The 11,475-nt window shown below is 58.7% G+C and carries 7 protein-coding genes; 6 read left to right on the top strand and 1 reads right to left on the bottom strand.

What is annotated here, in order from left to right:
* Positions 1–192: 192 nt before the first annotated feature.
* From O3675_RS01435 to O3675_RS01415, 5 genes are all read left to right on the top strand, one after another.
* Positions 193–2,277, top strand: a complete 2,085-nt coding sequence (locus O3675_RS01435) for a hypothetical protein (RefSeq protein WP_371570469.1) — start codon at positions 193–195, stop codon at positions 2,275–2,277.
* A 257-nt stretch (positions 2,278–2,534) separates the two neighbouring features.
* Entirely contained in the window at positions 2,535–4,280 is a 1,746-nt protein-coding gene (locus tag O3675_RS01430) for a histidine kinase (RefSeq protein ID WP_371570467.1), read from the top strand.
* Positions 4,281–4,881: 601 nt separating this feature from the next.
* On the top strand, positions 4,882–5,130 hold the full coding sequence (locus tag O3675_RS01425; protein ID WP_371570466.1) for a hypothetical protein: 249 nt from the start codon (positions 4,882–4,884) through the stop codon (positions 5,128–5,130).
* Positions 5,131–5,528: 398 nt separating this feature from the next.
* Entirely contained in the window at positions 5,529–6,239 is a 711-nt protein-coding gene (locus O3675_RS01420) for a DUF6318 family protein (RefSeq protein WP_371570464.1), read from the top strand.
* A 407-nt stretch (positions 6,240–6,646) separates the two neighbouring features.
* Positions 6,647–7,429 carry a hypothetical protein gene (locus tag O3675_RS01415; RefSeq protein ID WP_371570462.1) on the top strand — a complete coding sequence of 261 codons (783 nt, stop codon included), beginning with the start codon at positions 6,647–6,649 and terminating at the stop codon, positions 7,427–7,429.
* 314 nt (positions 7,430–7,743) lie between these two features.
* On the opposite strand, the gene O3675_RS01410 is transcribed toward O3675_RS01415, so the two are convergent.
* The gene (locus tag O3675_RS01410) at positions 7,744–9,012 is read right to left on the bottom strand and encodes a DUF349 domain-containing protein (RefSeq protein WP_294628946.1); all 1,269 of its coding nucleotides are present in this window, start codon (positions 9,010–9,012) and stop codon (positions 7,744–7,746) included.
* A gap of 302 nt (positions 9,013–9,314) precedes the next feature.
* Between O3675_RS01410 and hisS the strand changes: the two genes are divergently transcribed.
* Entirely contained in the window at positions 9,315–10,676 is a 1,362-nt protein-coding gene (hisS, locus tag O3675_RS01405) for a histidine--tRNA ligase (protein ID WP_371570460.1), read from the top strand.
* Positions 10,677–11,475 lie beyond the last annotated feature (799 nt).

Here is an 11,475-nt window from a genome sequence, read left to right as displayed (position 1 = left end):
TTGGTGGCTTCTCGAAACACATGTGGCTTTTCGCCGTTCATGAGGGGAGGTGGCCCGTGCTTTACCCCCGGGTAAATCCCGCCCCGCTTATCGTGTCAGGGGTCCGCCCTACTCTGGTATCAGAAGCACCGAAGCCCACGCGCCGAGAGCACCGCAGCCTCCCAGCGCATCCCGAGAGAAAGGACCCCCACCATGGCACGTAGCCCCGAAGCCGAAGCCCGTTACAAGGCCTACCAGAAGAAGTACCACGCCGAACGCAACGCCCGCGCCCGCTACTCCTACGAGCGGCTCGAAAAGGCACACCGCGTCACCGTCAACGGCAAGGACCTCACCGCCGAACTCATGCAGCGCCGCGCCCCCGGTGTTACCGGCGAAACCCCCTGGGACAAGGACCTCACCGTCCACCCCTACAAGTGGCGCCGCCAGGGCATGCCCAAAGACCTCCCCAGCTACGTGAGCAACGCGTTCGGTGATGCAGCCCCTTACGAATCCTTCACCGACCCGCGCATGCTCTTTGACTGCACCCTCTTCGACAACATGACCGATGAGGAAATCGCCTACTTCAACGATGAGAAGCACTGGGTGATCGAGCGACCGGACACCGACATCACCCTCAAGAACGAACTGGAGGGTGAGCCCGGCGTGTACGGCTACCTCGTGCACGTGAACCGAGGACGCAAGGAGGTGAACAATCCTCCGGTGGGTCGCCCGCGCTACAAGCGCAAGGACGGCAAGGAACTCGTGTGGGACGACCCGCGCCTGGACGCGCCCTGGTGGCAGGAATGCGGCGATTACATCTACGTGTACCTGAATGAGAAGGAAGCTCGTGATTCCTTCAAGCAGCAGAAGATGCGCCTGAACGATTTGAACCAGGAGGTGCGCCTGTACCGCCTGACCAAGCCCATCAGCATCAGCGAGGCCCGAGCGTGGCTGAACTGCGACCACCCTCTGCGTGAAGAGAAGCACGGCGCTATCACCCTGGACGCCTTCGGAACCGGACAGTACGGCCGCCCCGGCGCGCTTCGCCTGCCGCAGCAGCCCGCCCCCGATGAGGACGAGCAGGACCGCATCGCCGAGGAAGAGTACTGGAACAGCCTCACCCCCGAAGAGCAACAGAAGACCCTGGACGACCTCGAATACTACCAGGCCCTGGAAGAGAAGCGCCGCCAGATCAACAAGGAACGCTGCGACGCCATGGAGCCGATGTACACGGAGCGTTTCAACATCGACACCTACATGGCATCGGAACTGGCGAAGGTCGAAGCAGAAGTAGAAGCCGACCCCAACGACGAAGAAGCCGCCGAATGGGCACAGACCCTGCGGGACGCAATCCCCAAGATGACCCTCGACGACAAGCTCAAGTACCTCGGCGAAAACATGTACTGGGAAGACCCCGACGGGTGCGAAGAACTGCTGCGCACCCTGAACATCATCACCCCGTACGAGACGCAGCTTCGCCTCGCATACGTACTGGACCCGAGCCAGTGGATGATCGAACACGCCGTCAACATCCACAAGGCAAAACTGAAGAACGGCACCGAAACCAAAAAGCTCAACTTCCGCCGCAAGGGCGGCCAGTACCACCTGAACGAAGAGCAGGAAGAATACGTTCGCAATATTCAGGTGAACGACTTCGCCTACGAAGGCGAACACCGCTCCAACGAACTCCTGCAGATGGTGTACGACAACGAATGGTACCCCTGCCTTGAGCCTGACCAGCACGAAGAAATCAACGGCTTCTCCTGGGACACCATCAACATGGAAGACTACCGCGCCGGCCGCCTGCTGACCTTCGGCGATGCTCTCCCGGATGGCGCCATCGCCCCTCCGCATGACCGTATCGAGTACCTGGCTGACCTGGTCAAGCGCGGCGAAATTGACGTGCCGACCTTCTGGAAGCGCGTTAAAACCAATTCGTACGTGGGCACCGTGGAAAAGTTCGGGCCTGACGGGGAACAGTCCTTCATCATCACGAAGAAGAACTGGCGCCAGTTCGTTAATTTTCGAGAAGAACGGCCGAACAGTGAGTCGGACTCCTTGTGGTACTGTCAGTTCCCCGAAGCACTTGGCAGTGATGACTATGAGGAGCACATGGAACGGAGCTACGTCTGGCGCACCGCAGACTGGGAAGCGTGGATCGACTCGCTGCCCGACGACTGGTTCGCGGTGAACACTGAGGCAGTTCGGGCCGCTCTCGACGAGTACGAGTATGGGGTCCTCGGAATCGACATTGTGATGGTCTGGGGCCGGGAGCTTAATCGCCGCCGCGGCAAGTAGCCCGCCAAGCTAAAACACCGGAGGGGCCGGCGTACCCGCGCAGTTGGATGCGCCGCCCCTCCCGCCCGCCGCCGTTCTGCCCGCCAAACTCGCCGCTGAGCGCGCGCTCGCCGGTGGGAGTACAGCCGTCGCATCGCGATTTATCGCGAAAAAAGCACCCCTGCCCGCTTAGCCTGTCAGGGGAGTAGCGTACAGTAAAACACATCACACACCCACACAATCGAATCCGATAAACAACCACACCCCAAGGAGTGAACATGCCGCACAACGCCGTATCACACATCCAGCAGCAGTACGCCGCACACCACCCGCGATGCAACACCTTCGCCCTGGACAAGCCCAAGAGCGCGGCCTACGGCTACACGGCCGCCTTCATCGCGTTCAACAACGCAGACGGCACGCCCACCAACGAGACGCTCACCCTCGACAGCATCCACGCCGCCGCAGAAGCCTGCCAGGTCATCGACATGGGCTTCGACTACACGCCCTACTACGACGGCGAGCCGGTCAACCCGCCCACCTGCCACCTCATCAGGGGCACCAACTTCGGCGAATCCAACAAGAAGTATGCGCTTTCCTCGCTCTACGGCACGGCGCGTATCTACCTGATTACCGCCGATGCACCCACCGTCAAAATCGACGGGTTCATGACGAAGCTGTCCATGTTCGTCAACAAGATGCGTAACAGCGAAACCTGGAACCGCGCCAAAGCATACATTCTGAGCACCTCACCGGCAGGGGAGGAGCTGCAGAGCTTCGCGTGCTCCTTCACCACCTTCGCCATGCCGCGCAAGTACATCGTGGACCACGAGAAGCCCTGGCGACCCGAGAAGGAAATCGTCGTCAACAACAGCCTGCAGATGGCATTCCGACCCGGCATTTTCTGGCCGAAGCAGTCCGCCGTGGACCCCTCGCGTCCGCTGACCGTGCGTGCCTCTGAAGGCCCCGCAACCTTCGACAGCCTCTCGGATCTTACCTGCGGCGGTGTTCCCGTTGAGAAGGCGGCGAAAGCCCTGGAAAAGCGGCAGAACATCAACACCTACATCTACCACTTCGCCTACCCGAAGAACCTGGGGGAGCAGCCGAACCTCGCCGTCATCAGCTACATGGTGGATGTGCTCGCCCTGCACCTGCGCGAACTGGACAAGCTGCAGCTGGCACCGAACGCACAGCCGCCGCTTGAGTGGACCATGGAGGACATGCTTTTCAGTTCGGCGTTCGTTGTTCAGGATCTTGCCGAGCAGAGTGGCGTTCCTGAGGGGTCGCACTTGCAGGTTCCTAGTGGCCAGCCGCGACAGCGTACACCGCAGGTCAGCCCGGAGCGTCCGGCACCTACCGCTCAGCCCGCACCTGCCGCTCAGCCCGCTCAGGAGGCGCGCCCGGCTCCCGCGCAACGCCCGGCGTCTGCTCAGCCGCAGCAGCCGAACCCGCGCCCCGCGTACTCTAACCCGCCGCGTCCCGCAGCGAACCAGGCGGCGGCAAATCAGGCGGAGTCCGCGTACCAGCAGACGCCTCAGCCGGCCCCTGAGTACCGCCCGAACCCGCAGGGATACCAGGCACAGGGATACCAGGACCAGGGCTACGCGGACGCCCCGTACCGCGCAGAATCCCAGTACCGACCCGATGCCCACTACCACTCTGATGCGCAATACCACCCGGGTGCTCAGCCTCGGGCAGGTGCGTACCAGGCGCAGGGTTATCAGGATCCGAACTATCAGGCACCCGGTTACCAGGCGCAGGGTTACCAGCCGAACCCGCAGCACCCGCAGGCGAACTACCCGTACCAGCCAGCGTCTCCCCAGTACCAGCAGAACCCGCAGCACCCGCAGGCGAACTACCCGTACCAGCCGACGCCTCCCCAGCACCAGCAGAACCCGGCGTATCAGCAGGATGCGCCGAGCCAGCAGCGTCCGGTTTTCCAGCCGACCCCCACGGGCACCCGCAACGCTGGAAACCAGAAGGGTTTCTGGGGTAAGGTCGCGTCATTCCTGAGGGGCGAGTAAAACCCGAAAGCAGCGTGGTAATCCGCCGTTATTCGCCCAGAAGCCACATGTGTTTCGAAAAGCCACTTCTTTGGTGGCTTCTCGAAACACATGTGGCTTTTCGCCGTTAATCGGGGAAGGGGTGGGGGAACTTTCGATAGGTTAGTGTCTTCACTACGGGCTAAAGACCCACGGCGAAGACACTAACCTATCGAAATAGTCAGTTACCCGCCGCCGGTGAAAATTCAGTAATGACTTAGCAAGTTCAGTCATGACTTGGCGTCTTTGGCAATGGTTAAAACCCCAGCCTGAAGTCACTAACCCATGGTCGAAGTCCGTAACCCATGACCGAATTTTCCGTCCGGTGTGTGGGAGGCGGTGCAACGCCGCACAGGAGGCAAGCCCGTCCGCACCTAATCTTCCGTGTGGCGGGGGAGTTTGGCAGGGGAGTCTGGCGGGGGAGCGCGCCTCCAGAAAACCCCTTGTCACCCAATATTTTTGTGTGTTTTCTCCGGCACGGGCGGTGCAGCCCCTTATCTTGTCAGGGGCGCCCCGTACCTTTGGTGGTAGAGAACAACGACGCGTTCTTGCCCACTCCGCCGAGCAACCAAAGGAGCCCCTCATGTACACGGTTGGTTACTACAATGACGAAGACTTCCGCGCTTTCTACTCCGGCCAGGACGCCGCCAACATTGACGACTTCTTCACTGACAACGGCGAATACCTCATGGCGTACCTGCCGGAGGTGACCGACCGCGAGTTCCGCGCCGGCCTCCGCTACGGTAACGGTTGCGACGCGCTCTGTCAGAGCGGATATGCCCTCGACGAGGCGGAAGAGGCACTTCGCGACATGTATGCGCTCGCCGTGTAGCCCGCCCGCCCACCTGTCACAGATGGGGATCCGGTCATGGGTTTACAGATTTGTGCCATAAGTTAGTGTCTTTGGTCGTAGTTAAAAGCTATGGTCGAAGACGCTAAGCCATGGCACAAATTCTGTAGGGCGCGGTGCCTCTGCGGGCGCAGAGATATTTGATGCATAAAGCGTTGATGTGTCCGAATAATGACGTTCAGATACTATTGCACTCAAAGCAATGCAAATAGACACAAAGATGCGGTAGGGTGGTAACTGTAGTGTTCCATAACGCATTGATGCGTTTGTTGGGCGCGCTACGGGGTTGTTTTCCTTCCGGCAGTCAGTTTGACCTGTGAAAAACGGCCCGACTAGTAACTAAACAACACACCATCACCGACGATAGGAGCGTACCTTCTATGGATTCGACCATTTTCAACCGCCGTACCCTGCTGGGTAGCGGTGCACTTGTGGGCCTTGGTGCCCTGCTTGCGGCGTGTGGCCAGCAGGCTAATAATGAGGCGGTAGCCAGCGCAACCGCGGCGCCGAGCGAGTCGGCTTCGGGTGCGGTATCCGAGTCGCCTTCGGCGAGTGCAACCCCGTCTACTGTCCGAGGCTACTCGGGCGGCTCTAAGGCCCCCGACGGCGAGTATCGTGAGGCCGACTGGCAGGGACCTGCACAGAATGTGCCCAAGCCTCCGGCACCGGAAGAGGGTTACCGCGAGAAGTCTATCTCTGGTTTGGAGAAGACAATTCGAGCCTGGTCGAATTGGCGTAATTACGCCGTCGAGACAGGAAATTTTACTGAAGTTCGACGTTACGTATCACAATCGCTGAAATCAGAAATAAATTTCTATGATGAAATGAGCAGCCTATATCAAAAAGGTGGTTGGATTATCGATGGACACAATGAATTTGTAGCAGATGGGGCACCCTATTCAGAAGATGGAACAACCTACATCTGGAGGGTCTACCGCAAGTGGAATTCCGTCATGTATGTTCAGCCGGACGGCAGCTGGGAGAGTCGAGAAAATCGCGAAGTAGATAACAACAAGTGGAATCTTTCTCTAATTTATGCAGACGGTAGCTGGCTTATCAACGGACTAAAGAAAGTCAGCAAGGAGCAATAATGCGAGGTCACAAGTTTGCGATTTTTCTAGCATCTTTACCACTATTTATATCCCAGACTGTGTCCTATGCAGGAGAAGCACCCTTCAATTCATATTCAGAGTGCGCAGCTACGAACCCAAACTCTGCCAGTGTCTGTGAACAGATATTTGTACCGAAGGATCAGACGGAGTCAGAGGATGTGGGCTTGAGAGACGATGGGCATGATACTTCCGGAGGTAGTACAAAACGCCAAGAGCAAGCTTCGATTGCACCCCAAGTCCATGAGTGGGAAAAGAGCCACAACCCCAATGGTTTTGATGTCTACTCCTCCAAAAATAACCCCGGTGTCCTTTACTGCGTAACCCCGGGAGGAAAAGTCGGTATCTATAAACACACCAACCTCAGCCCGGAAACTGATGCAGGATTCATGGACCGCGGTCATGCGTTAAGAAGCCCCACCAGTGCTAGTTGCATCCCCTCAGACATCAAGGCTGTTCAGGACACTAAATCCAAGGCAAACGACGGCCCCACCTGGGAACAAATGATGGCGCAAATCATTGAAGCAGCCCAGTCGCTAGAGCCAGGCAAGCCGACCCTGCACCAGTCCTACAACAACCCCGCAGGCACTGGCCGCGCAGAAGGCGACCCCAACGTCTACAAGGGCGACCAGATCAACTTCTACGTCGACGACGGAGGCCCCTACCGCCTCGAAGCAGACATGCTCGCAGGACACGTCGAAATTGAGCTCATGCCCTCCTCGTACGTCATCGAGTACGGCAATGGTGATACTGCCACTAATTACACGGCAGGCAAACCGGTTACCACCTACCCTCGTGAGCGTCCGCGTGAGACCGCTACCAGTTACGCCTACCAGCGTTCCGGTAACTTCCACGCCTATGCGACCGTGCACTATACGGCTCGTTTCCGTGTGGACGGCGGCCCCTGGCAAATGATGATGGTGACTCCGCAGGCGACCAGTGACCCGCTGCTGATTCGTGTCTGGTGGGTTGACGTGGGCCGCGTAGCCGGTGACTGCAGCTACGACGACACTCGCTGGGGCTGCAAGAACGACCCGACGATGGGTAAGAAGGATAACCCGAACCCGCGCCTACGCAAGGCCGATATCCGTACCGGTCAGCGTTGGCACCTGAACGACAATGGCGACGGGGACACGGAGTATTCGCTGCATCGCGACTGGCCCGATATGTAAACCAGTTCTGACCCGACATATAAATAACCGCTGCAGGCGGCCCCGAATGTTTGAACATTCAGGGCCGCCTGTTTTTGTGTGCCCAAAATTGTGCCATAGGTTAGTGTCTTCGCCGTGGGTCTTTAACCCGCAGTGAAGGCACTAACCTATCGAAAATCCATGAACCCGGTGCGCCCTCCATCTGCATCGGGTGGGGGCGCGAATATAACCCCCGCAGACATGCAGAAGCCACATGTGTTTCGAGAAGCCACGATAATGGTGGCTTTTCGAAACACATGTGGCTTCTCGGCGTTATTTAGACTGTCGGCTAGACCTTAGTTGCCGAAGCCCTGCAGGGTTGCTGCCCAGGCACGGCGCGCCTCCAGAGCTTCCTTAGCCTTGGCAATCTTCTTGGAGTCGCCGCCCTTCTCAGCTGCTGCGAGCTCTGCTTCCAGCTCGGCGAGGGAATCCTCAATCTGTGCGAGCAGGGAGTTCGCGCGTGCCGCCTTGGCGGGGTCGTTGCGCTTCCACTTTGCCTCTTCGGCGCCGTTGATTTCGTCCTGAATACGGCGCAGTTCGCCGTCGACGCGGCGCAGGTCGTTGCGGGGTACGCGGCCTGCCGCATCCCAACGGTCCAGGATCTTCTCGAAGGCTGCCTTTGCACCCTCAATGTCTTCGACGGGCAGGAGTGCGCGTGCTTCTTCGAGCAGCGCTTCCTTGACCTTGAGGTTTTCGGCGTAGACTGCGTCCTGCGCTGCTTCGGCTTCGTTGCGGGCGTTGAAGAACAAGTCCTGTGCCGCGCGGAAGCGTGCCCACAGCTTGTCGTCTTCGCGACGGTGGCCGCGGGGTACCTGCTTCCAGGCACGCATCAGGTCGCCGTATACGCGGGAAGTCTCAGACCAGTCAGTCGAGGTGGACAGCTCTTCCGCACGTGCAATCAGCTCTTCCTTGGCGCGCTTGATGCGTGCGTTGCGGTCGTCGAGCTGCGAGAAGTGTGCGCGGCGGTTGCGGTCGAAGGTGGTGCGGGCTGCGCGGAAACGCTTCCACAGCTCGTCCTCTACGCTCTTTGCCAGGTGAATTTCGCGCTGTGCCTTCTTCCACGCTTCGAACAGTTCGTTCATGCGGGAGTGGGAGTTCTTCCAGTGGATCTGGTCGGGGTCCTGGCCAGCAATCTGCTCGGCTTCCGCGACGATTTCTTCGCGGACGGCGAGGGCGCGTTCACGGTTTTCGGTGCGTGCCTGCTGCTGCTTTTCGCCGAGTTCAGCGATCTGCTCTGCGAGGGAGATGAGGCGCTTCTGCAGGCCGGAGTAGTCACCGACCATGTTGCGCACACCAATCTGTGCACCGATGGAGGTGATGCCCTTCTGCAGGTCTGCGGCGGGGGCGTTGTTGGCGAGGCGGGATTCGAGCAGGGCAACCTGCGCCTCGACGTTTTCAAACTTGCGGGCGAAGTAGCTGAGCGCTTCTTCTTCGGAGGCGCCGGGCAGCTGGCCTACGGCGTATTCTTCGCCGTCGACAATGACGAAGACGTGGCCGTCCTCGGAGACGCGGCCGTACTGGCGTGCCTTTTCGAGGTTTACAGTGTCGTCGGGTTTGGTAGTCACCGCTATAACTCTTTCACTCGGGGGTGCTGGGGGTGGGGCGCCTTTGCGCTGTTCCCCGTGGTGGGCACCCGTTTGGGTGTGCGTGTGCACCTCCTAAGCATAGCCTCTGTGGGGTGTGTGTGAGTAGTGTCTGGTCGTGTTGTGTTGTGGGCGAACCTGCCGGCTGCGGGTTTGCGCGGGTTTGTGTCGGGTGAGCTGGGGGAGTGGGTGCTGTGCTGGGGCGGGTGTTGGTATGATGGGTAGATATGCCCGGAGGTGTTCCGGGGTTTTGTTGTCGAGTTCTTTGTCAAGGAGTATCGCGTATGGCTCGCAAGGCTTCGCTGTCTGGTTTTCCCGAGTATCTTCCGGCTGAGCGGTTGGTTGAGAATCATGTTCTGGACACTTTGCGTGAGACTTTTGAGTTGCACGGTTTCTCCCCGATTGAGACTCGTTCGGTAGAGACTATTGAGCAGCTGCTGCGCAAGGGTGAGATTGACAAGGAAGTTTACGCAATTTCTCGCCTGCAGGAGGACGAGGCCGCTAAGGCTAAGGAAAAGCTGGCTCTGCACTTTGACCTGACTGTGCCGTTCGCCCGTTACGTGGTGGAGAACGCTGGCTACCTGAATTTCCCGTTCTCGCGTTACCAGATTCAGAAGGTCTGGCGTGGTGAGCGTCCGCAGGAGGGTCGTGCCCGCGAGTTCACTCAGGCTGATATTGACGTGGTTGGCGACGGTGAGCTGCCGTTCCGTTACGACGTGACCCTCGCGCTGGTTGTTGTTGATGCGCTGTCGAAGTTGCCGATTCCTGAGTTCAAGATGCGTGTGAATAACCGTAAGCTGGCTGAGGGCTTCTACCTGGGCTTGGGTTTGACTGATACTGCGGCTGTTCTGCGTTCTATTGACAAGCTGGAGAAGATCGGTGCTGAGCGTGTGGCTGAGGAGCTGCAGGCTGAGGCTGGTGCGAGCGCGGATGCTGCCGCTGCCGCCTTGGAGCTGGCGCAGATCCGCACTGAGGATGCTTCTTTTGTGGAGCAGGTGCGTGCGCTTGCGGCTAAGTATTCGGTGGAGCATGAGCTGCTGGATCAGGGTCTTGCTGAGCTGGCTGAGGTCATTGAGGAGGCGGCTCGCCGTGCGCCGGGTAAGGTGCTGGCTGACCTGTCGATTGCTCGCGGCCTGGACTACTACACCGGCACCGTGTATGAGACTGTTCTGGTTGGTCACGAGTCGCTGGGTTCGATTTGCTCGGGCGGCCGTTATGAGTCGCTGGCGTCGAACGGTAAGAAGACGTACCCGGGTGTTGGCCTGTCGATTGGTGTGACTCGTGTGGTGGCTCGTATCCTGTCGCAGGGTTTTGCGCAGGCGAGCCGTAAGGTGCCTTCGGCTGTGTTTGTTGCCCTGACGAATGATGAGGGCTGGTCCGCTGCGAATGATGTTGCGGATGCGCTGCGTGCCCGCGGTATTGCCTGCGAGGTGTCTGCGAATGCGGCGAAGTTCGGTAAGCAGATTAAGTACGCTGAGAAGCGCGGCATTCCGTTCGTGTGGTTCATTTCATCGGATGAGTCGGGTGCCCCGGTTCACGAGGTGAAGGACATCCGTTCGGGTGAGCAGGTTGCTGCTGATCCGGCTTCGTGGATGCCGCCGGCTGAGGATCTGCACGTTCAGATTGTGCGTGCTGAGGGCCTGTAAACATTAGGGGCCTGTCATCGTAGGGCCTGTAATGCCTACGGTGTTTGGCCGCGGTAATATCTGGCTACTGTAATAATTTGGTTGCTGTAGCCTGCATATGGATGTGTACCCGCCTGGTGGGGAGGATGTTGGCCTCCCTGCCGGGCGGGTCTTTTTGGTCGTCATCTTTTGTCGCGTGAATTTGTGCCATGGTTTAGCGACTTCTGTCGTAGTTAAAAACCATGGCAGAAGACACTAACCTATGGCACAAAATTTCTGGGATACACCCTAACCCTGTGGATAGTGAATATTTCCCTAAAAACAGCGAAGTTATCCACAGATTTCACGAACAGGCCCCACAACTTCGCAGCGACTGTCAGGATAAAGCCATGAATACCGAAAATATCCTGGAACCTCACACCATAGCCGAACAAGCTCCAACCACACGTGCCGCCGAGCTATATCCCCTCGTACTTACCCCTCGCATCCTCAACCCACGAGGTATTGGAGCCCGGCATATCCGTGCGATGGTAGCGGCAGGAACGTTGCAACGTATTCAGCGAGGAGCCTATATTTACACCCGCGATGCCCAGGCGCTTACCCCCGATGAGCGGCTCGCGGTACGGTGCATTGCCGCCCATCTCATGGGTCTTCAGGGGGTTTTCTCACACACATCAGCAGCTGCACTCTGGGGGCTAGATGTACTCAATGCGCCCTCAATCGTGCATGTGTACAGTACTGCCACTAGTCCGTCTGATAGAGGGCGCATCTGCAGGCACAGGCGAGGTTTTGACCCTAATGCGGTGACCGCAATACCCGG

The organism is Rothia sp. 27098_8_27, from assembly GCF_041432805.1.
In the GTDB taxonomy this organism is placed as follows: Bacteria; Actinomycetota; Actinomycetes; order Actinomycetales; family Micrococcaceae; genus Rothia; species Rothia mucilaginosa.
The sequence above is the reverse complement of the archived record's forward strand: the minus strand, read 5'-3'. Positions and strand labels throughout refer to the sequence as shown.

Bases quoted from the DNA above. Each gene is read 5' to 3' on its own strand.
- O3675_RS01435 (WP_371570469.1), top strand. From the start codon at position 193: ATGGCACGTAGCCCCGAAGCCGAAGCCCGTTACAAGGCCTACCAGAAG.
- O3675_RS01430 (WP_371570467.1), top strand. From the start codon at position 2,535: ATGCCGCACAACGCCGTATCACACATCCAGCAGCAGTACGCCGCACAC.
- O3675_RS01425 (WP_371570466.1), top strand. From the start codon at position 4,882: ATGTACACGGTTGGTTACTACAATGACGAAGACTTCCGCGCTTTCTAC.
- O3675_RS01420 (WP_371570464.1), top strand. From the start codon at position 5,529: ATGGATTCGACCATTTTCAACCGCCGTACCCTGCTGGGTAGCGGTGCA.
- O3675_RS01415 (WP_371570462.1), top strand. From the start codon at position 6,647: ATGGACCGCGGTCATGCGTTAAGAAGCCCCACCAGTGCTAGTTGCATC.
- hisS (WP_371570460.1), top strand. From the start codon at position 9,315: ATGGCTCGCAAGGCTTCGCTGTCTGGTTTTCCCGAGTATCTTCCGGCT.